The organism is Halobacterium sp. CBA1132 (genome assembly GCF_001485535.1).
Classification (GTDB): Archaea; Halobacteriota; Halobacteria; order Halobacteriales; family Halobacteriaceae; genus Halobacterium.
Genome location: NZ_BCMZ01000001.1, coordinates 470,961 through 495,059 on the forward strand (window position 1 = coordinate 470,961; position 24,099 = coordinate 495,059).

Annotated in this window: 20 protein-coding genes; 10 read left to right on the forward strand and 10 right to left on the reverse strand. The window is 69.9% G+C overall.

What is annotated here, in order from left to right; genetic code table 11:
- Positions 1 to 30: 30 nt before the first annotated feature.
- A complete protein-coding gene (locus tag AVZ66_RS02370) occupies positions 31 to 513 on the forward strand; it encodes a hypothetical protein (RefSeq protein ID WP_058981459.1) in 483 nt (160 codons plus the stop codon).
- Between the two features lie 50 nt (positions 514 to 563).
- Here AVZ66_RS02370 and AVZ66_RS16540 read toward each other — a convergent pair whose 3' ends face one another.
- Positions 564 to 704, reverse strand: a complete 141-nt coding sequence (locus AVZ66_RS16540; RefSeq protein ID WP_197407710.1) for a hypothetical protein — start codon at positions 702 to 704, stop codon at positions 564 to 566.
- Positions 705 to 763: 59 nt separating this feature from the next.
- A complete protein-coding gene (locus tag AVZ66_RS02375) occupies positions 764 to 1,486 on the reverse strand; it encodes a helix-turn-helix domain-containing protein (RefSeq protein WP_058984610.1) in 723 nt (240 codons plus the stop codon).
- A 207-nt stretch (positions 1,487 to 1,693) separates the two neighbouring features.
- Here AVZ66_RS02375 and proS point away from each other — a divergent pair, with 207 nt between their 5' ends.
- From proS to AVZ66_RS02395, 4 genes are all read left to right on the forward strand, one after another.
- The gene (proS, locus tag AVZ66_RS02380) at positions 1,694 to 3,196 is read left to right on the forward strand and encodes a proline--tRNA ligase (RefSeq protein WP_058981461.1); all 1,503 of its coding nucleotides are present in this window, start codon (positions 1,694 to 1,696) and stop codon (positions 3,194 to 3,196) included.
- A gap of 228 nt (positions 3,197 to 3,424) precedes the next feature.
- Positions 3,425 to 7,876, forward strand: a complete 4,452-nt coding sequence (gene gltB / locus AVZ66_RS02385; RefSeq protein ID WP_058981463.1) for a glutamate synthase large subunit — start codon at positions 3,425 to 3,427, stop codon at positions 7,874 to 7,876.
- Between the two features lie 87 nt (positions 7,877 to 7,963).
- A complete protein-coding gene (locus AVZ66_RS02390) occupies positions 7,964 to 9,001 on the forward strand; it encodes an NAD-dependent epimerase/dehydratase family protein (protein WP_058981466.1) in 1,038 nt (345 codons plus the stop codon).
- A 64-nt stretch (positions 9,002 to 9,065) separates the two neighbouring features.
- Complete coding sequence (locus AVZ66_RS02395; protein WP_058981467.1) at positions 9,066 to 10,124, forward strand: NAD(P)-dependent glycerol-1-phosphate dehydrogenase; 1,059 nt, start codon at positions 9,066 to 9,068, stop codon at positions 10,122 to 10,124.
- Here AVZ66_RS02395 and AVZ66_RS02400 read toward each other — a convergent pair.
- Genes AVZ66_RS02400 through AVZ66_RS02415 form a run of 4 tightly spaced genes read right to left on the reverse strand, consistent with a single transcriptional unit; the run spans position 10,121 to position 14,297 of the window.
- Positions 10,121 to 11,155: a lysylphosphatidylglycerol synthase domain-containing protein gene (locus AVZ66_RS02400; protein WP_058981469.1), complete on the reverse strand. Its 1,035-nt coding sequence runs from the start codon at positions 11,153 to 11,155 to the stop codon at positions 10,121 to 10,123. The two genes, AVZ66_RS02395 and AVZ66_RS02400, sit on opposite strands and share 4 nt — an antisense overlap.
- 36 nt (positions 11,156 to 11,191) lie before the next feature.
- Entirely contained in the window at positions 11,192 to 12,247 is a 1,056-nt protein-coding gene (locus tag AVZ66_RS02405; RefSeq protein WP_058981471.1) for a M48 family metallopeptidase, read from the reverse strand.
- A gap of 40 nt (positions 12,248 to 12,287) precedes the next feature.
- On the reverse strand, positions 12,288 to 12,473 hold the full coding sequence (locus AVZ66_RS02410) for a hypothetical protein (RefSeq protein WP_058981472.1): 186 nt from the start codon (positions 12,471 to 12,473) through the stop codon (positions 12,288 to 12,290).
- A gap of 30 nt (positions 12,474 to 12,503) precedes the next feature.
- Positions 12,504 to 14,297, reverse strand: coding sequence for a S9 family peptidase (locus tag AVZ66_RS02415; protein ID WP_058981474.1), 1,794 nt, complete (start codon positions 14,295 to 14,297; stop codon positions 12,504 to 12,506).
- Positions 14,298 to 14,396: 99 nt separating this feature from the next.
- Here AVZ66_RS02415 and AVZ66_RS02420 point away from each other — a divergent pair, with 99 nt between their 5' ends.
- The 3 genes from AVZ66_RS02420 (at position 14,397) to AVZ66_RS02430 (ending at position 16,151) form a co-directional block, all read left to right on the forward strand.
- Positions 14,397 to 15,464 (forward strand): glycosyltransferase family 4 protein, encoded by a 1,068-nt coding sequence (locus AVZ66_RS02420; protein WP_058981477.1) that lies wholly within the window; start codon positions 14,397 to 14,399, stop codon positions 15,462 to 15,464.
- Positions 15,465 to 15,549: 85 nt separating this feature from the next.
- Positions 15,550 to 15,762 carry an antitoxin VapB family protein gene (locus tag AVZ66_RS02425; protein ID WP_058981479.1) on the forward strand — a complete coding sequence of 71 codons (213 nt, stop codon included), beginning with the start codon at positions 15,550 to 15,552 and terminating at the stop codon, positions 15,760 to 15,762.
- Positions 15,759 to 16,151, forward strand: coding sequence for a PIN domain-containing protein (locus tag AVZ66_RS02430; RefSeq protein WP_058981481.1), 393 nt, complete (start codon positions 15,759 to 15,761; stop codon positions 16,149 to 16,151). Before AVZ66_RS02425 ends, AVZ66_RS02430 begins: the two co-directional genes overlap by 4 nt.
- 6 nt (positions 16,152 to 16,157) lie before the next feature.
- Here AVZ66_RS02430 and folP read toward each other — a convergent pair whose 3' ends face one another.
- On the reverse strand, positions 16,158 to 18,587 hold the full coding sequence (gene folP / locus AVZ66_RS02435) for a dihydropteroate synthase (protein ID WP_058981483.1): 2,430 nt from the start codon (positions 18,585 to 18,587) through the stop codon (positions 16,158 to 16,160).
- Between the two features lie 213 nt (positions 18,588 to 18,800).
- Positions 18,801 to 20,411, reverse strand: coding sequence for a bifunctional phosphoribosylaminoimidazolecarboxamide formyltransferase/IMP cyclohydrolase (purH, locus tag AVZ66_RS02440; protein WP_058981485.1), 1,611 nt, complete (start codon positions 20,409 to 20,411; stop codon positions 18,801 to 18,803).
- 168 nt (positions 20,412 to 20,579) lie between these two features.
- Here purH and purB point away from each other — a divergent pair, with 168 nt between their 5' ends.
- Entirely contained in the window at positions 20,580 to 21,956 is a 1,377-nt protein-coding gene (gene purB / locus AVZ66_RS02445; protein ID WP_058981488.1) for an adenylosuccinate lyase, read from the forward strand.
- 59 nt (positions 21,957 to 22,015) lie between these two features.
- The gene (locus tag AVZ66_RS02450; RefSeq protein WP_058981490.1) at positions 22,016 to 22,219 is read left to right on the forward strand and encodes a zinc ribbon domain-containing protein; all 204 of its coding nucleotides are present in this window, start codon (positions 22,016 to 22,018) and stop codon (positions 22,217 to 22,219) included.
- Here AVZ66_RS02450 and AVZ66_RS02455 read toward each other — a convergent pair.
- Both AVZ66_RS02455 and dapF read right to left on the reverse strand, forming a co-directional pair.
- Positions 22,216 to 23,286, reverse strand: a complete 1,071-nt coding sequence (locus tag AVZ66_RS02455) for a M20/M25/M40 family metallo-hydrolase (RefSeq protein ID WP_058981492.1) — start codon at positions 23,284 to 23,286, stop codon at positions 22,216 to 22,218. The genes AVZ66_RS02450 and AVZ66_RS02455 overlap by 4 nt on opposite strands.
- A complete protein-coding gene (dapF, locus tag AVZ66_RS02460) occupies positions 23,279 to 24,097 on the reverse strand; it encodes a diaminopimelate epimerase (RefSeq protein ID WP_058981494.1) in 819 nt (272 codons plus the stop codon). Before dapF ends, AVZ66_RS02455 begins: the two co-directional genes overlap by 8 nt.
- Between the last annotated feature and the right edge of the window lie 2 nt (positions 24,098 to 24,099).

The following is a 24,099-nucleotide window of genomic DNA, read 5'->3' on the forward strand; positions in this document are numbered from 1 at the left end:
CTTGGTAGTCCTTGACGTGCGCCTGTACGCATGGAACTGACAGCAGCGGCGGTCGCGCGCGAACACGAGTGGGTGCTCGAACGGGCGGACGTCGTCGTCCCGCTGGTCAACGACGTCCGCGACGCGCTCGGCGACGCCTTCGACACGCACGTCGACACCGTGACCGAGGCACAGTACCGCAACGCGGTCGACGACGTGTTCGCGGACGGTGACCGCGCGGTGAACGTCGCGGCGCTCGTGGCACTGCTCCGCGACCTCGACGTCACCGACGACTACCCGGGGTTCGTCGTGGACGAACTGCTGGGCCGTGAACTCGCCGCGATGCTCGCCGGCGAACAGCCGCTCCGCCTGCTCGCCGAGTCGACGTTCCACTACGCGGATGTCCACACGAGCGGCGACGGCGCTGCCGGGGAGGACGACTTAGATGCGGCGCTGGCGGCGGGCGTACAGACGCGGCTCCCGGGGTGGGCGTGGACGGAGACCGAGAGCCCGTTCGGGCCCGCGCACAGGTAGCTGGCGCTGTCGGGTCTGGTCGCGAGAGAAGTGTCGGGGGCCGCGGGCGGCTACTCTTCGAACTCGATTTCGTCTTCCTGCGGGTCCGGCGGGTCGTCGGCTGCCGTCAGCGTGCGCTCGACTTCCTGCTCGCGGAGCTGTTCGCGCTTCTTCTGACCCTGCCGTTCGCGGCCGCGTTTCGTGTCGCCCATACTGTGGTGGACGTTCCCATACCACTTAGTTCTCTCGGCGAGCGCGACCCGCCCTTCGCTCACGACAGCGCGTCGTCGACGAACTGGGAGACGACGAGGTCCTCGGCGCTGCGTAGCCGGTACTGGACCGTCGAGCGCGGGACGCCGAGTTCGTCGCTGAGGTCGCTGACCGTCACCTCACGGGGCCGCGAGTAGTAGCCCGCCTCGACGGCGGCTTCGAGGACGGCGCGCTGCTCGGGCGTCAACTTCGCGGCGACCCGTGACTCGGCGTTCCAGTTCCCCGCGCCGGAGAGGCGGGACAGCGACAACGACAGCCCCTCGCGGAGCTGTTCCTCGATGGCGTCGTACAGCGTGCCCACGGGCTGTTCGTCCGGGTAGAGCACGCGCCAGCGGTACTCGTTGCCCTCGCGCCGCGCCTCGAAGACGACGCCGTCGCCGACGTGCTCGTGGACGTGGTGGGGGACGGAGTGGCAGCCGTGAACCTCCTCGCGGAACGTGTAGACGGTCCGCGAGTTCGCGGACTCGTCGAGGACGTGGTACTCGCGGTAGGTGTCACAGTCCGGGAGGTCCAGACACTCGTTGCACCGCGACTCGTCGAGGAACACGTCGTCGAACGCCGCCAACGCCTCCTCCGTGCCGGTGGCGTGGTCGATGCGCCACATCCGCTCGCGGGTGGTGAAACAGACCGAGGTCCACGCCGTGAGACTGTCGTGTTCGACGAAGCAGTCCATGAGGACGTCGCTCCCCGGTTCGTACGTCACGGTGAACTCGAACTCGCGCACGCCCTCCAGTACGGCCGCCACCGGTATTAGTTACTGCTAATCTCCGCCGCCGAGCGAAGCGCTCGCACTTTCGAGTCTACGAGTCTCTCCCGCCACTCTTGCGTAGATTCGCTGTCTCACCTAGCTATAGGCAGCCAGTCCAGGCGGGCTGGTCGCGGTCGCACACCTTCACGGGTTTTAAGAGCGCGTCAGGCGTCACTTGGGGTAATGAGCGACGAACAGGAACTCGGCATCACCGAGTCCAAGGAGCACAGTCCCGGCGACTGGTACGCGGAAGTCGTCCAGAAGGCGGAGCTGGCCGACTACGCGCCGATGGGCGGGTTCATCGTCACCCGGCCGCGCGGCTACGCCCTCTGGGAGGCGATTCAGGACAACCTCGACGGCTGGTTCAAGCAGACCGGCGTCGACAACGCCTACTTCCCGATGTTCATCCCCGAGTCGTACCTCGAACGGGAGAAGGACATCGTCGAAGGGTTCGACCCCGAGGTGGCGTGGGTGACGCAGGGCGGTCACGAGGAACTCGAAGAGCGCCTCGCGGTCCGGCCCACTTCCGAGTCCATCGTTGCGCCGTACATGGCGCAGTGGGTGCGCTCGCACCGTGACCTGCCGCTGCGATTGAACCAGTGGAACTCCGTGGTGCGCTGGGAGGCCACGGAGACGAAGCCGTTCTTCCGGACGAAGGAGTTCCTCTGGCAGGAGGGTCACACGGCCCACGAGAGCGACGAGGAGGCGTGGGCGGAGACGACGCTGCGCCTCGACCAGTACCAGCGGCTCTACGAGGACGTCCTCGGGATGCCCGTGCTGCGCGGCCGCAAGCCCGACCACGACAAGTTCCCGGGCGCGGACACCACGACCACGGTGGAGGCGCTGATGCCCGACGGGAAGTCCGTGCAGGGCGGCACGAGCCACCACCTCGGGCAGTCGTTCGCGGAGGCGTTCGACATCACGTTCTCCGACGTCGACGAGGCCGAGCGTACCGCGTACACGACGTCGTGGGGGCTGTCGTGGCGCGCCATCGGCGCGCTCGTGATGAGCCACAGCGACGACCAGGGGCTCGTGCTCCCGCCGACGGTCGCGCCCAAGCAGGTCGTCATCGTCCCCATCTGGCAGGAGGACACCAAAGACGAGGTCCTCCAGTACTCCTCGGAGATTGCCGCGGAACTGGAGGCGCAGGGCGTGCGCGTCCACCTCGACGACCGCGACGAGCGCAACCCCGGCTTCAAGTTCAACGAGTGGGAGTTGAAGGGCGTCCCCGTGCGGTTCGAGATCGGCCCGAACGAGGTCGAAGACGAGGAGGTCACGGTGGTCCACCGGCCGGACGGCGAGGACGCCGTCGAGGACCGCGCGGACATCACGGCGGCGGTCCACGACCACCTCGACGACGTCTACGAGAAACTCCACGACGCGGCCGCCGAGCGCCTCGACGAGAACGTTCGGGAGGCCGAGAGCCGCGAGGAGATTCTGGGTACCATCGGCCAGCACGGCGGCTACGTGAAGGCGCCGTGGTGCGGCGACGAGGGCTGCGAGGACGAAATCAAAGACCAGATTCACGCCGAAATCGTGCTCGTACCGCTGGCCGAGGACAGCGCCGCGCGCGCCGCCTCGGAGTTCGAGGACGAACATCTCCCGACTCCCGACCACGAGGGCGAAGACTGCGCGGTCTGTGGGGAGCCCGCCGAGGAGACGGCGTTCTTCGCGAAGTCGTACTGAGCCGGCGACTATTTGTCACGGTCGATTATTTAATGGGGGATGCGGTCGAAGTGGCGAACAACCAGAACCACGACACGAACTTCGAAACGGCGCCAACGAGCGTCGAACACACGGTTCGCGGGCGGGACGGTCGACGCGCCCCGACACCTTAATCTACCTTATACGAATCTATATTACCCTTAGTCATTCAGGAGTAGGGTTTTACTGGGTCGTGACAGTGGGTGTCACATGCACCAGTCCGACAGCACGAACAACCTCCTCGCAGACCCGACCGACGAACGGTCGAACTGCGGGGTCGGGGTCGTCGTCGACCTCGACGGTGGCCAGTCCCACCGCGTTCTCTCTGACGCACTCGACGTACTGGAGAATCTGCAGCACCGCGGCACCACCGGCGCCGAAGAGAACACCGGCGACGGCGCCGGCGCGCTCATCCAGACCCCCGACGAGTTCTTCGCCGACGTCTTCGGCGGCGTCCCCGACACCTACGCGGTCGGCTCGTTCTTTCTCCCGCAGGACGCCGACGAGCGGAGCGCAGTCGTCGACGACATCGAACAGGGCCTCGCCGACCACGGCCTCGCCGTCGACGCGTGGCGCGACGTCCCCACGGACAACAGCGACCTCGGCGCGACCGCTGTCGACTCCGAGCCCCACGTCGCCCAGGCCGTAGTACGTCCAGATGGAACTGAGGACTTCCAGAAGGCGCTGTACGTCGGCCGGCAGGCCGTCGAAGCAGCCGTCGACCACGAGCGCTTCTACGTCTGCTCGCTCGACGAGGACACCGTCGTCTACAAGGGTCTCCTGAAGGGCGACCAGGTCGCCGACTACTACCCCGACCTCACCGACGAGCGCGTCGAGACCGGGTTCGCGCTCGTCCACGCCCGCTTCTCCACGAACACGCTCGGCGCGTGGCACCTCGCCCACCCCTACCGGAACATCATCCACAACGGCGAGTTCAACACCATCCGCGGGAACGTCAACTGGATGCGCGCCCGCGAGTCGGACCTCGAAGCCGAGGGGTTCACCGACGACGAACTGGAGACGGTGCTCCCGGTCATCGACGACCCCGAGCAGTCCGACACCGCCAGCGTCGACAACGCGCTCGAACTGCTGATGCAGACCGGGCGCTCGCTCCCGCACGCGCTCCGCATGCTCGTCCCCGAGGCGTGGCAGCGCGACGACGAGATGAGCGACGCGCGCAAGGAGTTCTACGACTACCACGCCAGCCTCGTGGAACCGTGGGACGGCCCCGCGCTCGTCATCGGCACCGACGGCGACCGCATCGGCGGTGTGCTCGACCGGAACGGTCTGCGCCCGTGCCGCTACGAGAAGCGCTCGGACGGCACGCTCGTGATGGCGTCCGAGCAGGGCGCCTTAGAGGGCGACGTCAGCGAGGTCGAGGAGCGCGGCCGCCTCCGCCCCGGTCAGTTGTTCCTCGCGGAGCCCGGCGAGGGCGTCGTCGACGACGAGGACGTCTTCGAGGAGCTCACCGACGAGCAGTACGGCGAGTGGGTCGAACAGAACCAGCTCCGCCCGGAGACTGGTACGGACGTGTTGCCCAGCGACCCGACCGACGACCTGCGCTCCGAGCAGGCGATGTTCGGGTACACGCGCGACGAACTCGACGAACTGGTCGCGCCGATGGTCCAGGACGGCAAAGACCCCGTCGGCTCGATGGGCGACGACGCGCCGCTGCCCGGCATCTCGGAGTTCAACCACCCGCTGGCGTCGTACTTCCGCCAGCTGTTCGCGCAGGTCACGAACCCGCCAATCGACTACATCCGCGAGGACCTCGTGACCAGCATGGAGACGCGCCTCGGCCGGCAGAACAACCTCCTCGCGGAGTCCCCCGAGCACGCCGAACAGGTCGTCCTCGACAGCCCCGTGCTGGCGGACAGCGACCTCGACGCGGTCGTGAACGCGGGCCTGCCGACGGTGACGCTCGACCTCTCGTTCGGCCTGGAGGAGTCGCTGGAGGACGCCGTCGAGCGCGTCCAGCGCGAGGCCGCCGAAGCCGTCGAGGACGGCGTCGAACTGCTCGTCCTCTCCCAGCGCGAGGCCGGCGAGGGCGCGGTGCCGGTGCCGAGCCTGCTGGCGACTGGCGCCGTCCACCACCACCTCACTCGGGAGGGCCTGCGGGCGCGCACCGGCCTCGTCGTCGAAGCCGGCGACGTCCGCACCGTCCACCAGCTCGCGGCGACGGTCGGCTACGGCGCGGGCGCGGTCAACCCCTACCTCGCCGTCGAGTCCGCCCGTGACATCGTCGCCGGGCCGGACGGCCCCGACCCGGAGAAAGCAGTGACGTCGTACCTGACGGCGCTCGAAGATGGCCTGCTGAAGGTGATGGCGAAGATGGGTATCTCGACGGTCGAGTCCTACCAGGGCGCCCAAATCTTCGAAGTCGTCGGCCTCGACTCGTCGGTCGTCGACCGGTTCTTCGCCGGGACGCCGAACCGCACCGAGGGCGTCGGCCTCGACGAACTCGAAGCCGACATCCGCGCTCGCCACGCCGCGGGCTTCGACGACGAACCCGACCTCCAGCGCATCGGTGAGTTCGAGAACCGCACGTCCGGGCGGTTCCACCAGTGGAACCCCCAGACGGTCCACAGCCTCCAAGAGGGCGTCGACAACGGCGACTACGGAGCGTTCGAGGACTACGCCGAGCAGGTCAACGACCAGGCCGAACAGCTCCAGACGCTGCGCGGCCTGCTGAACATCGACGCCGACGAGCGCGAGAGCGTCCCCGTCGAGGACGTCGAACCGGCGTCGGACATCGTCGAGCGGTTCTCGACGGCGGCGATGAGCCTCGGTAGCCTCAGCCCGGAAGCCCACGAGACGAACGCGGAGGCCGCGAACGGAATCGGCGCGAAGGCGAACACTGGCGAGGGCGGGGAGCCGCCCGAGCGCTTCGACACCGTCAAAGAGTGCGCCATCAAGCAGGTGGCCTCCGGCCGGTTCGGCGTCACGAGCACGTACCTCTCGGCGGCCGACGACCTCCAGATCAAGATGGCGCAGGGGTCGAAGCCCGGCGAGGGCGGCCACCTCCCCGGGAAGAAGGTCAACGAGATGATCGCGGACGTGCGGTGTTCGACGCCGGGCGTCGGCCTCATCAGCCCGCCGCCCCAGCACGACATCTACAGCATCGAGGACCTCAAACAGCTCATCGCCGACCTCCGCGCGGGCAACCCGGACGCCCGCGTCCACGTGAAGCTCGTCTCCGAGGCGGGCATCGGGACGGTCGCGGCGGGCTGCGCGAAGGCGGGCGCGGACTGCATCCACATCTCCGGGCACGACGGCGGCACGGGCGCGTCCCCGAAGACGAGCATCAAGCACGCCGGCCTGCCGTGGGAACTCGGCCTCGCCGAGGCGAACCAGCTGCTCGTGGAGACCGGCCTGCGCTCGCGCGTGACGCTGCGCGTGGACGGCGGCCTGAAGACCGGCCGCGACGTCGCGGTCGGCGCGCTGCTGGGCGCTGAGGAGTTCGCGTTCGGCACCGCGTCGCTGGTGTCGGCGGGCTGCGTGATGGCGCGCATCTGCCACACGAACAACTGCCCGACCGGCGTCGCGACGCAGGACCCCGACCTCCGCGACCGGTTCCGCGGCACCCCGGAGAAGGTCGCGAACTACCTCACGTTCGTCGCCCGAGAACTCCGCGAGCTGCTCGCGGAACTGGGGTACACGAGCGTCGAGGACGCCGTCGGGCGCGTCCAGCACCTCTCCCAGACGGACACCGACCACCCGAAGGGCAAGCACATCGACCTCTCGCGGGTGCTCACCGAACCCGAGGGCGAGGGCCGCACCCACACCGTCGAGCAGGACCACCCGGACATGGCGCTCGACGAGAGCATCATCGAGGACGCGCAGGCGGCCATCGACGGCGACGAGTCGGTGTCGCTGTCCCGCGAGATTACGACCCGCGACCGCACCGTCGGCGCGCGCGTCTCACACGCCGTCAGCAGCGAGTACGGCGTCGAAGGGCTGGCCGACGACAGCCTCGACGTGTCCCTGACCGGGAACGCCGGGCAGTCGTTCGGCGCGTTCCTCGCGTCCGGCGTCACGCTGTCGCTGACCGGCGCCGCCAACGACTACGTCGGGAAGGGGCTCTCCGGCGGCACGGTCGCCGTCGAGACGCCGCCGGAAGCCGGCTTCGACCCCGCCGAGAACACGCTCGTCGGGAACGTCGCGCTGTACGGCGCGACCGACGGCGAGTGCTACGTCAACGGCGTCGCCGGCGAGCGCTTCGCGGTCCGGAACTCCGGCGCGCACGCCGTCGTGGAGGGCGTCGGTGACCACGGCTGCGAGTACATGACCGGCGGCATCGTCGTCGTGCTCGGCGACATCGGGCGGAACTTCGCCGCGGGGATGTCCGGCGGCGTCGCGTACGTCCACGACCCCGAGGGAGACTTCGAGGAGCGCTGCAACACCGGGATGGTCGCGGTCTCCCGCGACCTCTCGGAGCGCGACGAATCCGCGATTCGCCGGCTGGTAGAGAACCACGCCGCGCGCACGGACAGCGACCGCGCGGCGGACATGCTCGCGAACTGGGAGGACGCCGTCTCCGAGTTCGCCGTCGTGATGCCGGACGCCTACCGGGACGCCATCGACGAGCGCCCCGAGGCCGACGCGCGCCGCTCGCTGCCCGCCAGCGCGACCGACGGGTCGCTGGCCGGGAGCGCGGACTGACGCCGCGGTTCCACTCTGACTGCGGATTCGTTGCGCTGTTCGGTGGCGAATAGCCACCGCTTTTGTGACGGCCACCCTCCTTCCGGTATGGATTCCGCGCTCGTGGTCGGCGGCACGCGGTTCATCGGCCGCCACCTCGTGGAGGAACTGCTCGCCCACGACTACCGCGTCACGACGTTCAACCGCGGGCAACACGACGACCCGTTCGCCGAGGACGACCGCGTCCACCACGTGCAGGGCGACCGCACCGACCGGAAGGCGCTGCTGACGGCGAAACGCGAGGTCGAACCGGACGCGGTCTTCGACTGCGTGGCGTACAAGCCCCGCGAGGTCGAGAACGCAATCGACATCTTCGCCGGCGTGGACGCCTACGTCTACGTCTCCAGCGGCGCCGCGTACGCCGACGAGGATGTCCCGAAGCGCGAGGACGAAACCGAACTGGAGCGCTGTACCGCCGAGCAGGCGACCGACGACTCGCCGGAGACGTACGGCCCGCGGAAGGCCGCCGGCGACCGCATCGTCTTCGAGGCCGCCGAGCGCAGTCGTCAGACTACGTCTGACGGGCTATCAGAACGTAGTTCTGATAACGGCGTGAACGCGATGAGCGTGCGGCCGCCGGTCGTCTACGGCCCTCACGACTACACGGAGCGACTCGCGTACTGGGTCGACCGCGTCGCCGAGCAGGACGAAGTCGTCGTTCCCGGGGACGGCACGAACCTCTGGCAGCGCGTCTTCGTCGAGGACGTCGCCCGTGGCCTCCGTCTCGTCGCCGAAGAGGGGACGCCCGGGGAGGCGTACAACGTCGGCGACCGGAACGCGGTCACACTCGACCGCACGCTCGACTTGATTGCGGACGCGCTGGGTACGGACGTCGAGCGCGCGTACACCAGCCCCCGCGAACTCTCCATCGTCGACCTCGACCTCGGGGACTTCCCGCTGTACCGCGACTACCCGCACCTGCTGGACACGTCGAAAGTCGAGGCCCTCGGCTTCGAGTCCACGCCCGTCGAGGAAGCCATGGAGAAAACCGTCGATGCCCACCGCGAGAACGGACTCGCGGGCCCCGACGAGGCGCCGGACCGCGAGGACGAGGAGCGCCTCCTCGACGTGCTCGGCACGGTCTGAAGCGCCGCGAGCGCGCGAACCGACGACGAGTAGACTTTTACTCGTCCCCGGGCGAGGCTTGGACATGTTCGAGAAGTCGAAGTGGATACGCCTCCCGCGCAGCGTCGTGCTCGGCCACGACGTGCTCGACCAGACTCGGGAGGTCGTCGTCGAGACCCACTTGACGGGGCGGCCGCTGGTCGTCACCAGCGAGACGCCGCGCGAAGTGGCCGCCGACCGCATCGTCGCGCAGTTCGAGGACGCCGGCGACGACCCCGAAATCGTCGTCGTCGAGGAAGCGACCTTCGAGGCCGTCGAGGACGTGCTGGACGTCGCTCGCGGGATGGAGGTCGGCTACCTCGTCGGCGTCGGCGGCGGGAAGCCAATCGACATCGCGAAGATGGCAAGCGACCACCTCAACGTCGGATTCGTGAGCGTGCCGACGGCGGCGAGCCACGACGGCATCGTCTCCGGGCGCGGGTCGGTGCCGGAGGGCGACACCCGGCACTCGGTCGCGGCGGCGCCGCCGGTCGCGGTCGTGGCGGACACGGGCGTCATCGCGGACGCGCCGTGGGACTTGACGACCGCGGGCTGTGCGGACATCATCTCCAACTACACCGCCGTGAAGGACTGGCGGCTCGCGAACCGCCTCCAGAACGTGCCGTACAGCGAGTACGCGGGCGCGCTCAGTCAGATGACCGCGGAGATGCTCGTGGACAGCGCGGACTCCATCAAACCGGAGTTGGAGGAGTCCGCGTGGATGGTGATGAAGGCGCTCGTCTCCTCGGGGGTGGCGATGTCCATCGCGGGGTCGTCGCGGCCCGCGTCGGGCAGCGAGCACCTGTTCAGCCACCAGTTGGACCGCATCGCGCCCGGGAAGGCCCTGCACGGCCACCAGGTCGGCGTCGGGTCGATTCTCGCGGAGTACCTCCACTCCGGCGAGCAGGGCGAGTGGCGGTCGGTCCGGGACGCGCTCGCGAGCCTCGACGCGCCGACGACCGCGGACGAACTCGGCGTCACCGACGAGGAAGTCCTCGAAGCGCTCACGTCCGCCCACGAGATTCGGGACCGCTACACGATTCTGGGGTCGGGCATCAGCGAGGACGCGGCGGTGGAAGCCGCGGCGAAGACCGGCGTCATCTAGTCGGCGAACCCGCCGGTCGCCGCGACGTCCAGCGTCCACAGCGCGAGTCCGCCCGCCATCGCTTGCACGAGCAGCATGCTCGACCGGTAGAGCACGAGCGCGGAGGCGAGTTCGCCCAGCGAGTGCGGCGTGAGCGCGACGAGTACGCCGCCCAGCGCCACGTCCACGGGGCCGATACCGGCGGGCAGCGGGACGGCGCGCGCGAACCCGGAGACGGTCACGGCGACCATCACGACCGCCGGCGAGACGACGACGCCGACCGCGAGCAGGCTGACGAACAGCGGGAGCATCCAGCCGAGCCACGCCGCGTGGGCGGCGGCGACCACGGTGACGAAGCGCCGGCGGTCCGCAGCGAGTCGGCGAAGCGTCGCGAAGAACTCGTCGAGGCCGCGGTGGACGCGCTCGGCGTCGAGGCGGCCGTCGTCGCCCGGGAGGACGCGCACGAGTACGGGTTCCAGCGTCACCGAGATTCGGCTGATGCCGGCCGCGACGCGCGCCCGTGACGCGTCGAGGACGACGCCGGCGACCACGACGACGCCGAGCAGGCCGGCGAATCCCGCGAACAGGCCCACGGTTCCAGACGGGTCCCGGCCGCTCGCGGCGACCGCGAGCACGCCGACGCCGCCGACGACGGCCGATGCCACCATCATCACGAACTCCCAGCCGGTGACGCCCGCGATGGCTTCGCTGACGGTGACGTCGCCGTGGCGGCTCACGGCGTACGCGACGAACCCGCCGCCGCCGACGTTCCCGCCCGGGAGGAAGTTCCGCACGATGGCGGCGGCGTAGAACGCTCGCCGCGCGAGCGCGCCGCGGACGCCCCACACCGGGAAGCCGAGCGCGACCCGCGTGCCCTCCCCGCCGGCGAGCAGCGCGAGGGCGGCGCCGACGGGCGCGAACGCGTAGACAGCGAGGTTGGCGTCGCGGAGGTTCCGGAGCACGCGGTCCCAGCCGACGCCGCCGACTAGCAGGGCGGCGATGGCGACGGCGACGACCACGCGGAACGCGACGCGGCGGCGGTCGAAGTCCACGGTGGTTCGTCTCGGCGGGCGAGGAAAACGGTTGCGTCAGTAGAGTCGGCTGCGCCGCCGGCCGACGGCTGGGTGGAACGCGACCAAGCCGGCGAGCCGCGAGCGCTCCGTGGGGACGAGCCCACGGTCTGCGAGCGTGGCGAGCGCGCGGTCCATCGCGGCGCCGCCGACGCGGGCGGCGGCGTACGCGTCCGCGTCGAACTCCGTCCACCGCACCAGCGGCCCGACCGCCAGCAGCAACGCGACCGAGAGCGCGACCGCCGGCACGAACGCGTCGAGGACGCCGTTCGCGACGAGGAAGACGGGCGCGAGCGCGAGCCCGGTGGCGAGAAACCGCACGATTACGTGGCCGCGGCGGTGGTGGCCGACCTCGTGAGCGATGACCGCGGTGGTGGCGTCGGCGTCGAGAGTCCGGAACAGCGCGTCCGTCACGAACACGTACCGGGCGCCGGGTAGCACGCCCGCGGCGACGGCGTTCGCGACCGGACGGCGCCCCGTCTCGACAACTCGAACACGGAGGCCGTCGGCGCACGCGGGGACGACGGCGGCTTCGGCAGCGGTGAGTTCGCGGACGGGGCCAAATCGCGCGGCCAGCGGCGGGAGCGCGACGGCGATAACCGCGGCGCCGCCGGCGACGGCGAGGAGGCTCGCGGTACCACTGGGCGCGGCTAGCCACACGCCGACGACGAACAGCGCGGGCGCGACGAGGACCGCGGCGAACGCGAGGAATCGTCGGACTGTCGCCGCGTAGTCGGTCGCGTTCTCGGTGACGGTCGCCCACGCCGGCCGCGTGCCGAGGTGGACGGCGAGCGCAGGCAGGACGCCACCGAGCAGCACCGTCGCGGCGAGCACGCCGAACGCGCTGACGGCGTCGGGTCCGGGGAGAGCCGTGGCGAGCGCGTCCGCGAACTCGGAGTCGGTGAACGCGAACAGGCCGACGAGCGCCGCGGCCGCCTGTAGCAGGCGGTTCGCGCGCCGCAGCCGGGCGGCGGCCGTCACGCGGTCCGACGAGCGGGCGGCGGCAGCGCCGGCGAGGCGGGCCGTCGCGTACGCGAGGACGGGGAGCGCGAGGAGGACAGCGCGGTGTCTCACAGACGAGTGTAGCTGCGGCGAGCACTAACCGTTGTCGCGGTCACTGCGATCGGTGGCGGACGTACGCGTACGCGACCGCGAACGCGAGTCCGCCGGTGAGCCCGGCGAGCACGGCGCTAACGAGGTCCCCGCCGAAAACGAGCAGTTCGGCTGCGACGAACACCGTCACCCACAGCGCCACGACGAGCGCGCCGAACAGCCACGGGTTCGCCAAGTCGACTTCCATGGCGGACGATGACGTCCGCGCCGTAAGTAGTTAGACGTGTTCGTCGAGGAAGTCGACGACGGCGCGGTAGGCGGTGAGCTTGTTCTCCAGTTTGGAGAAGCCGTGGCCCTCGTCCTCGAAAATCAGTTTCTCCGTGGGCACGTGCTCGCCAGCCTGTTCGACGATCTGTTCGGCCTCCTCGACGGGGACGCGGGGGTCGTTGGCGCCGTGCAGCACGAGCAGGGGCGCGCGGATGCGGTCGGCGTTGTTGACGGGGCTGATGGCTTCGAGGAACTCGCGGTCCTCGGCGAGGCTGCCGTACTCGGCCTCGCGGTGTTCGCGGCGCCACTCGCCCGTGTTTTCGAGGAACGTGACGAAGTTCGCGATGCCGACGATGTCGACGCCCGCCGCCCACAACTCGGGGTACTCGGTGAGCGACGCCAGCACCATGAACCCGCCGTATGAGCCACCGTACGCGACGATGCGGTCCTCGTCGACGTCGCCGCGGCCGGCGAGCCACTCGACGCCCGCCTTCCCGTCCTTCACGGCGTCCATCCGGTTGCGGACGTTGTCGAGGTTCATGTAGTCGGTGCCGTACCCCGAGGAGCCGCGGACGTTCGGCTCGAAGACCGCGTAGCCGTTGTCCACGAAGTACTGGCGCAGCCCCGAGAACCACGGCCGGCGCTGGGCCTCGGGGCCGCCGTGGAAGTCCACGACGACGGGGTGGGGACCGTCGCCGTCGGGGAGCGTGAGGAACGCCGGAATTTCGAGTGTGTCGAAACTCTCGTAGTGGACGAGCTCGGGCTCACGGAACGTCTCCTTCGGGATGCCCGCGGTGGAAGCGTCCGTCCAACGGCGGGTGTCCCCCGAGTCGATGTCGACGACGTAGACGTTCCCGTTCTCGGTCGGCGAGGACGCGGACACCGCCACGCGGTCGCCGTCCTCGTCGAAACTCAGTCCGAGCACGACGCCGTCGAGCAGGTCGGGATCGGGGTGTTCGTCGAGGCTCGCACCGTCGCTGTCCGCGAGCGTGAGTTCGCTGTAACCGTCGACGTTCCGGACGTACGCCAGCCGCCCGGTGTCGTGGTGGACGGCGACCGATTCCAGCGGCCAGTCGCCGCCGCTGGCGACCTCCTCGATGCTCCCGGCTTCGGGGTCGAGCAAGCCGAGGTAGTGAGTGTCCTCGCCGCGGTTCGTGCAGACGTAGAGTGCGTCCCCGTCCGGTGTCCACGCCACGGAGGAGAACTGCACGTCCGCCTCGAACGGGGTCGCGTGCGTGACCTCGCCGGTGGCGACGTCGAGGACGTAGAGGTCGGCGTCGGCGTTCGAGTGGCTCTCGTGGAGCAGCAGGCGGTCGTCGCTGGGGCTCCAGCCCGCCGCCGCCAGCATGTCGTAGTCGTCGCCCGCCACGAGCAACTCGGCGTCCTCCCCGGTCTCCTCGCGGCCCTGCACGTAGACGTCGAAGACGCCCTGCTGGCGTCGGTTCGCGGCGTACGCGATTCGGTCGCCGTCGTGGCTCCAGCCGCCGAACTGGTGTTTCGCGTCCGGGGCGTCGGTGAGCGCGACGTCCTCGCTGCCGTCCGCGGCGAGCCGGCGGAGCTGCCAGAACTCGTCGCCGCCCGCGTCGGTCCCGTAGACGAGTTCGTCGCGGGTGGGCGAGAACGACGCGAACGCCACGCGCTCGTCGTGGAATGTCACCTGCGCGGGCCACGCCTCCGGAGCGTCCACGCGCCACACCTGATTCGACCCCGTGGTGTCCAGCAGGAAGGCGAGTTCGCCCCCCGGACCGAACGTCGGGCCGCCCGCGCTCCGCACGTTGAGGTACCGCTCGATGTCGTAGGCCATAGTAGCGTCAGCCGCCGCAGCGACGATAGCGTTCTGGTCGGGGAACCGCCGACGGGCAGAACAGAACCGTTTTTACCGGCGTACTGCGTCCCGGCAAGTATGCGCGTGGCGTTCGTCTCGGAGACGACCGCCCACCACGCCGACGCCGACGACGTCGACCGCTTGCGCCTGCTCGCGGACCTGCTCACGGCGCGCGGCCACGATGTCCACGTCTGCTGTGCGCAGTGGTGGGAGGGACAACCGGACACGTTCGAACACGAGGACCTGACGTACCACGCCGTCACTGCCGAGCGCGGCCAGCGCTGGTTCTCCCCGAGAGCGGCCGCCACAATCCGCGACCTCGACCCCGATGTCGTCCACGGTACGAGCCGGACGCCCGGCCACGTCTACGGCGCTCGCTGGGGGGCACTGCTCACCGGCGCGCCGCTGGTGCTGGACTGGTACGACTCACACGACACCACCGACGGCCTGCGTGGCCGCGCGTACCGCTACGCCGCGCGGAAACCCAGCGCCGTCGTCGCGCCGTCGCGGACCGTGAAGACGAGCGCACGGGAGTGTGGCGCCAGCGGCGACGACGTCCGCGTCGTCCCGACCGGCATCGACATGGACGAGATTCGGGACGCCGAGCCCGCCGACGGCGGCGACATCGTGTTCAGCCGCCGCCTCGACGAGGACGCCAACCTCGAATCGCTGTTCCTCGCGCTCGCGGAGTTCCGCGAGTACGGCTGGAACTGCACCGTCGTCGGCGACGGCCCGGCCCGCGCGGGCTACGAGCGGCAGGCCCGCGACCTCCGCATCGACGACCGCGTGGAGTTCGTCGGCGAGAAGACGGTCGCCGAGCGCGTCCGCCTGTTCAAGAACGCCCACGTCTACGTCCACACCGCCGAACGCACCTCCTTCGGTCTCGACTTGCTGCGCGCGCTCGCCTGCGGCTGCGTCGGCATCGTCGAATACCACGCCGAGTCCAGCGCGCACGAACTCGTGGAGACCTACGACCGCGGGTTCCGCGCGACCAACGACGAGGAGATCACGAAACACTTGGTTGCCGCGGGGAATCTCGAACGCAAGGACGTCGACGAGACGTTCGCGAAGTACGACTACGGCAACTTCGCCGACGCGTACCTCGATGTCTACCGGGAAGCCCAAGAACAGGCCGGCTTGCTCTGAGTGCCGAACGGGTCACCGGTTCTGCGATGTCGAACCCCGAAGCTCGGGGAAACGCCCATGTATACGTAAATGTATACAGTGACGTATGAGCAAGAGCATCCGCGTCGACGAGGACACCCACGCAGCCCTCGCGGCACTGAAAGGTGACGACGAGTCCTTCGACGACCTCCTCTCGCGGCTGCTCCGCGAACGCCGCGAAACCATCGAAGCCGGTGCCGGCCTCTGGGTGGAGACCGACGCGGCCGAGGGAGCGCGTGCGGCACGGAAGGAGATGAAAGAAGATGTCGGTGCGAGATGACGCTGTACGACAGCAGTGTCCTCATCGACTACCTCGACGGGCGCGACGACGCCGTCGAGTACATCCGCGCCCACCACAGCGACCGCGCACTCGCGCCGCCGCTCGTGCTCTACGAGGTCTACCAGGGCGAGGTGTTCAAATCGGGACCGACCGACTTCGACGCCGTCGACGCCGCCCTCGAGTGGCTGGTCGTCGTCGACGAGACGCACGAGTTCGCCCGCGCTGCCGCGGAACTACAGAACGCCGTCGCAGCTAATGGGTCTCCGCTCGCTGCCAGAGACGCGTTCGTCGCTGGCGCCGCGAGTGCGCTCGACGAGCGACTCGTTGTCGCCGACCGGGACTTCGACGTCGACGGAATCAGCGACGAACTCGATGTCGACTTTCTCTAGACGACGCTACTCGTCGTCCGTGCCGCGGCGCGTCCGTTCCGCGACGCGGACCGCGGCGACGTTCTCCTCGACGTCGTGAACGCGTACGATGTCGGCGCCGCGCTCGGCCGCGAGCGCCGTGCCCGCGACCGTCGCGTAGCCGCCTTCGTCGGGGTAGCGGTCGACCGCGCCGAACATCGACTTGTGGCTGTGTCCAATCAGGACGGGACAGCCGAGCGCGTGGAACTCGTCGGTACGGTCCAGCACTTCGAAGTTCTCCGCCGTCGACTTCCCGAAGCCGAGGCCGGGGTCGACGACGATTTTCTCTCGGGGCAGGCCGGCCTTCTCCGCGAGCAGCACGCGCTCGGTGAGTTCGTCGATGACGTCGCTCACGACGTCGTCGTAGTGGACGTCCTCGCCCGGTTCGACGGGCGCGTTGATGGAGTGCATCACCACGAGCGGCGCGCCGTGCTCGGCGGCGACGAACCGCATCTCGGGGTCTTCGAGGCCCGTCACGTCGTTGAGGATGTCGGCGCCGGCTTCGAGCGCGCGCCGGCCGACTTCGGCCTTCCGCGTGTCGACGGAGACCATGGCGTCGAGGTCGCTGATGCGCTCAACGACGGGCACGACGCGGTCCAGTTCCGCCTCCACGGGCACGGGGTCGGCGCCCGGGCGCGTGGACTCGCCGCCCACGTCGATGATGTCTACTCCGGCGTTCACCATCTCCTCAGCGCGCGCGACCGCGTCCTCGACCGCCTCGTACTCGCCGCCGTCGTGGAAACTGTCCGGCGTCACGTTCAGGATGCCCATGACGGCGGTGCCGTTCTCCCACGGGTAGCCGTACTCGTCGGGCTCGGTCTGGATGCCCAGCGTCTCCCGGAGTTCGTCGGCGTACACGGAGAGGCCGTAGGGCTGGCCGTCGAGTTTCTCCGTGAGGCGCTTGAACTGCGCGAGCGTCCCCATCAGCACGGCGTCCAAGTACCCGCGGGGTTGGGCGTTCAACCCCGATAGGGAGCACTCGCCGCCGAGACTCAGCATCTCCTCTTTGAGGTACTGGGCTTGCCGCCGCTGGACGCGCGTCTCGACGACGCGGTGGACGCCCTTCCCGCGCATCCGCCAGACGCCCGGCGGCGTAACGTGCGCGCCCTCCAAGGCCTCGCGCGAGTCGTCGAGGCTGTCCACGTCCTTGCGAATGTTCGTGCGCGTCCAGCGCTTGCGCGCCTCCGCGACAGCGAACAGCGACCCCGTGACGAGCACGAGGTCGTCCTCGCCGGCGGCGTCGAGCGCGTCGTCGAGCGCGGCTTCGACCGAGCGCGTAACCGTCGCGTCGGCGCCCGCCTCGTCGAAGACAGTCGCGAGCACGTCCGCGTCCTCGGCGCGCTCGGAGTCGGGCTCGCACGCCCACACGCGGTCGGGCGTCGGCAGCGCGTCGGCCATCCCGCGGTGGTCCTTGTCGTGCATCGCGCCGAACACGCAGTGGAGGTGCTCGTAGTCGAACTCCGCGAGCGTCCCCGCGAGCGCCTCGCACGCCGCCGGGTTGTGCGCGCCGTCCAGCACGGTCACCGGGTCCGCGCTCATCACCTCGAAGCGCCCGGGCCAGTACGCCTTCCGCAGACCGCGCGCCAGTTCGCCCTCGTCGACGCCCGCGACCTGCCGCGCGAGCGCCGCCGCGACCCCCGCGTTCGCCGCTTGGAACGACCCCAGCAGCGGAATCTGCGCGTCGACCGACCAGCCGTCGCCGGCCAGCGACACCGCGGCCTCCGTGTGGTTCGTGCGGCCCTCGTAGGTCGCGCGCACGTCGCCATCGTCGCCGACGGTCATCACGTCGCCCGCGTGGTCGCGGACTGCGGCGAGCGCGTCGCCGGTCGTCGCCGTCACGAGTGGGCTCGATTCGGGCGCGACGTGGGCCTTGTCGCGGGCGATTTCCTCGACGGTGTCACCGAGGACGCTCGTGTGTTCGAGGCTCACCGACGTCACCGCGCTCGCCGCCGGGTCGACCACGCTGGTCGCGTCGAAGCGCCCGCCGATACCGACTTCGAGCACCGCAACGTCGACGTCCTCGCGGCCGAACTGCCACAGCGCCATCGCCGTCACCGCCTCGAAGAACGTCGGCGCGTCCCCGTCGGCCGCCCGCTCGTTCACGTGCGGCCGAATCGCCTCCACGAACTCCGTGAGCGCCGCCTCCGACATCCGGCGGCCGTCGACGGTGACGCGCTCGCGCACGTCGTCGAGGTGCGGGGACGTGAACAGGCCGACGTCGAGGCCGGCCTCCCGGAGCACGGATTCGAGCAGCCGCGCGGTCGACCCCTTCCCGTTCGACCCCGCGACCTGCACGTACTGCGGGCCCTCGTGGGGGTCGTCGAGCGCGGCCAGCAGGTCCGCCGTCGAGTCCGTCCCGGGCTTGGGCCGGTAGCGGCGGAGGTCCAGCAGGAAGTTCGCCGCCTCGTCGTATCGCATATCCGTTTCGAGCGCGGCGGCCCGCTTTAGGCTGTCGGACCCGGGACTGGGGTGTCTCTCAAAGAGCCGTTTGACTCTCCAGAAAGGACTTGATACCGGCGGGCGACGACGCAACTGGAGCGCCACCGGCCCCCGAACCCCCACCCCCCATCACTGCCCCCTTCACCTGTGTCAGCCTACTGGCGCTCCGCTCTCCTCCGAAACCGAGCCTGCTCAGTCGTGGCGGAAGGTGCGGTGCCCGGTGAACACCATCGCCATCCCGTGCTCGTTTGCTTCCTCGACGACGTCCTCGTCGTTGACGGAGCCGCCGGGCTGGATGACGGCTTCGACGCCCGCATCGGCGGCGGCCTCGATGCCGTCCGGGAACGGGAAGAACGCATCGGAGGCCATCACGGCGCCCTCGGCGCTCTTGCCGTCGGCGTCGCGCTCGGCCTTCTTCGCGGCGAGTTCGACGGCGTCCACGCGGGAGACCTGTCCGACGCCGAGGCCGACGGTCTCGGTGCCGTCCGCGAAGAGGATGCCGTTGGACTTGACGTGCTTGAGCACGCGCCACGCGAACAGCATCGTCTCGAATTCGTCCTCGGTGGGCTCGCGCTCCGTGACGACTTCGAGGTCGTCGCGTTCGGGGGCCCAGAGGTCCCGTTCCTGCACGAGGCGGCCACCGACCAGGGGCTTCTCCGTGAGCGTCTCCGAGACCTCGCCCAGGTCACCGACGTCGAGCACGCGGAGGTTGTCCTTCGCGGTGAGTACGTCGAGCGCGCCGTCGGTGTAGCCGGGCGCGACGACGACCTCCTTGAAGGAGTCGACGACGAGTTCCGCGGTCGCCTCGTCGCACTCGCGGTTGAGCGCGACGATGCCGCCGAACGCGCTCTTGGCGTCCGTGGCGAGCGCGTCGGCGTAGGCCTCGGCGAGCGTGTCCGCGACCGCGGCGCCCGCGGGGTTGGTGTGCTTGATGACGGCGGCCGCCGGCTCGTCGAACTCCTTGATGAGGTTGAGCGCGGCGTCGGCGTCGTTGTAGTTGTTGTACGACAGCGCCTTCGCGCCCTCGTTGCGCTGGTCGGCGTGGACGACGCTGGCCTCCTCGCAGGTGTCGTCGCGGTAGAGCGCGGCGTCCTGATGGGGGTTCTCGCCGTACCGCAGGTCGCTGTCGCGGTCGTTGCTCACGAGCCGGCGCACCGGGAAGTCGCCGCCCGTGTCAGCGTCGACGGTGACGCCCTCAGAGGTGACGTCGAGGTCGCCGTTGGCAGCCCACCGGACGGCGCGCGGGTACGCCTCGAACTCGGCGTCGTAGAGCACGCGCTCCTTGAGGTCGCTCTCGTCGTCGTCCGCGTAGACGGGGACCGGCTCCTGCGTGACGACGGGGCCGGCGTCGACGTCCTCGGTGCGGACGCTGCCGTCGTCGGCGACGGCGTTCGTGACGACGTGAACCGTACAACCCGTCATGGAGACCTCTGCGTCCAGCACTTGCTCGTGGGCGTCCGCGCCGGGGAACGACGGCAGGAGGCTCGGGTGGACGTTCAGCGTGAGCGGCGTCGCCTCCAGGAACACCTCCGAGAGCACGCGCATGTAGCCGTCGAGGCAAACGAGGTCGACGTCGTAGTCGTCGAGCGCGTCGACGACGCGGCGCTCGTGGTCGCGCCGGGACTCGTCGTCGCGATGCTCGACGACTTCTGTCGGGATGTCCCGCGCCTCGGCCGCGTCGAGGACGGGCGCGTCGGCGTCGTCCGTGAGCACGACGGCGAGGTCGGCGCCGCCGGGCCGCAGGTCGTCGATGTGCAGGAGGTTTCGGCCGCGGTTGCTGGCCAGACCGGCTACGTTCGTCATGTCTCATCGACCGGCGCGCGCCGGCAAAGTGGTTGCGGTTCGCGCCCGGGGAGTATGCACGAACTGGCATAGAAACACGCGAATACCGCGTTCGGTACGGAAATAGTATGCATGCTCGTGGTCCGCTCGACCGGCAGGCTTTTGCCGCGAGCGCGGCCACTCCGAGGCATGACTGACACCCACGCCCTCCACGCCGTGACGCCGCTGGACGGGCGCTACGCCGGCCGCACCGAACCGCTCCGCGAGTACGCCAGCGAGGCCGCGCTGATGCGCGCTCGCGTCCGCGTCGAAGTCGAGTATCTGCTCGCACTCGCCGACCTCGACGAAGTCGACCTCGACCTCACCGACGAGGAGCGCGAGAATCTGCGCACGGCATACGAGGCCTTCGACGACGAGGACGCCGCGCTCGTGAAAGCCATCGAGACGGAGGGCGCGCGCGGCTACGACGCCACCAACCACGACGTGAAGGCCGTCGAGTACTTCGTCCGCGAGCACGCGCCCGAACGCGCGCACCCCTGGATTCACTTCGCGCTCACCAGCGAGGACGTCAACAACCTCGCGCACCGCCTGCTCGTCAAGCCCGCCGTCGAGGACGTGCTCGTGCCGGAACTCCGCGAGGTGCGGGACGCGCTCGTCGAGTTCGCCCACGACTACGCCGACCTCCCGATGCTCGCGCGCACCCACGGCCAGCCAGCCACGCCGACAACGTTCGGCAAGGAGATGGCCGTCTACGCCGCCCGCGTCGGCCGCACCATCGCGCGCGTCGAGAGCGCCAGCGACGACCTCGCGGGGAAGCTCGCGGGTGCGTCCGGCACGTGGGCCGCCCACCACGCCGCCTTCCCCGAGGTCGACTGGCGGGCGTTCTCCCGCGAGTTCGTGGAAGGACTCGGACTGGCGTACACCGAACCGACGACGCAGGTCAACCCCAGCGACGACCTCGGCGCGCTGTTCGACGCGCTCACGGGCGTCAACGGCGTTCTGGTGGACCTCTCGCGCGACGTCTGGCTGTACGTCTCCCAGCGCTACCTCGGGCAGGACGCCGCCAAATCAGAGACCGGTTCCTCGACGATGCCGCACAAGGTCAACCCCATCGACTTCGAGAACGCCGAGGGGAACCTCTCGAAGGCCAACAGCGACCTCGACTTCCTCTCGGAGTACCTCGCGACGAGCCGCCTCCAGCGCGACCTCTCGGACTCGACGGTGAAGCGCAACGTCGGCGCGTCGCTGTCGTACTGCCTGCTCGCGTACTCGAAGCTCCAGAACGGGCTCGCGAAGGTCACGCCCAACGAGCGAGTCATGCGCGAGGACCTCGAAGCCAACCCCGAGGTCATCGGAGAGGCCGTCCAGACGATTCTCCGCCGCGAGGGCCACGGCGACGCCTACGAGCGCGTGAAGGAGCTCACGCGCGGCGAGCGCGTCACCCTCGAGGACTTCCACGACCTCTTCGCGGAGCTGGACGTCGAGGAGTCGGTCCGCGAGGAACTGCTCGCGCTCACGCCCGCCTCGTACACGGGCGTCGCCGGCGACCTCGCGCGCGACGCCTGACACAAACGCGCGTCGAACCCTACCGAACGCTTTTGCCGAATCCGCGAGCAGTCCCGCGCATGGAAGAGAACGGCTGCCCGAAGTGCGGTCACGACGAAGTCGACGTCGGCTCCATCTCGGCGACCGGCTCCGGGCTCTCGAAGATGTTCGACATCCAGACGAACAACTTCCAGACCGTCACCTGCACGTCCTGTGGCTACACGGAACTGTACGCGGACGTGGACTCGCGTGGCGCCGACCTCGCGGACGTCTTCTTCGGCTAGACCAGCGCGTCTAGCGCGCCTGTGACGATTTCGGCGGCGCGCTCGACGTCCGACCGACGGACGTACTCGCGTTGCGCGTGCGCGACCGGCCCCTCGTCGTCTGCGAGCACGCCCGGCCCGAACACCACGGTCGGCGCGTCCGCCGCGAAGTACGACGCCTCGGTAGCGGCGCCGAACGGCCGCGCGCTCCCGGCGCCCGCGTCGACGAGCGCCTCCACGACCGCGCTGTCGTCGGCCGTGTCGAACGCTTCGAGGAACGGCGTCTCCCGCTCGGCCGGGTCGACGTTGACGCCGACCTGCCCCGGAACCGAATCGCGGACGTGCGCCGCGAACCCGTCGAAGAACTCCGTCTGCGTCTCCGGCGGTACCGTCCGCCGGTCGAACGTAATCGTACACTCGTCGGGCACGCGGTTCGCGGCGTCCCCGCCCTCGATGCGCGTGGGCGTGAGCGTCGGCGGCCCGAGTTCCGGGTGCTCGGCGGCGCCCCGAGCGGCGTCGTACGTCCGCACCGCTTCCAGCGCCTGCTCGGCCGCAGCGACCGCGTTCGCGCCCGTTCCCGGTTCCGCGGCGTGGGCGCCCTCGCCGGTCAGTTCGACGGTGCCTTGGAAGCGACCGCGGGCGCTCGTGCAGGCGTCGAGGTCCGTCGGCTCGCCCACGATGACACCGTCCGCGTCGAGGTCGAGTGCGGCCGCGCCCGTCGAGTCCGTCTCCTCGTCGGGCGTCACCGCCAGCGTCACGCGGCCCTCTTCGGCGTCGACGGCGAGGAACGCCGCGAGTAGCGCGGCCAGCGGCCCCTTCGCGTCACAGGCGCCCCGTCCCTCGACGATGTCGCCGTCCCGCGAGAACTCCACGTGCGGCGGCACCGTGTCGATGTGCGTGTTGAGCACGACGTGGGGCACTCCACTCCCCTTCGACGCGAGCACGTTCCCGGCGTCGTCGACCTCAGGTTCGCGGCCGTGCTCGCGCAGCGTCGCGACGAGCAACTCGCGCATCTCGCCCACGTCCTCGTGGGAGGGCGTGCGGACTGCGCGCTCGTGGAAGTCCAGAACGGAGAAGTCGTCAGGCATCGAGTTGGCGCGCGGAGACGACCTCGGCTTCCCCGTCGAGCTCGTGCTCGGTCGGGCCGCGCAGCGTCGCCGTGGTGCCCGAGAGGTCGACGTGGAGTTCGCCGCCCGGCGGCCGGACCGCGACGCGGTCGCCGCAGCGTCCCTCGCGGCGCGCGACCGCGGCAACCGCGACCGCGCCCGTCCCACAGGAGTCGGTCTCGCCTTCCACGCCGCGCTCGAACGTGCGCTGGCGGAACGCGTCCTCGCCGTCCGGAGACGCGAACGTGACGTTCGCGCCGTCCGGGAACGCCTCGTGGTGGCGGATTTCGGGGGCGTCGGCTTCGACGTCCACGTCGTCGACGTCGTCTACGAACACGACGGCGTGCGGGACGCCCGTGTTCACGGCGGTGACCTCGTAGCCAGCTAGTTCTTCGCGCTCCATCGGTTCGTCGCGGAACGTCGGTACCTCACGGGCTTCGAACGACGGTTCGCCCATCTCTACGGTGACCTCCGCGCCGTCGAGGTCCGCGCGTCGCGTCCCCGCCTGCGTGTCCAACATCACGGCGTCGGCGCCGGTCTGCTCGGCGACCCAGCGGGCCGCACAGCGCGCGCCGTTCCCGCACATGTCGGCTGTGGAGCCGTCGGGCTGGCGCAGCGTCATCACCGCCCGGGGCGGCGTGTAGCGGTCCTCCAGCGCGAGAAAGAGGACGCCGTCGATGCCGAGGTCGGCGCAGAGCCGCTCGGCGAACGCCCCGCGGTCGGGGACGTAGTTCGACGCGTCGACGATTGCGAAGTCGTTGCCGGTGCCGTGGTATCGTTCGTAGGGAATCATTA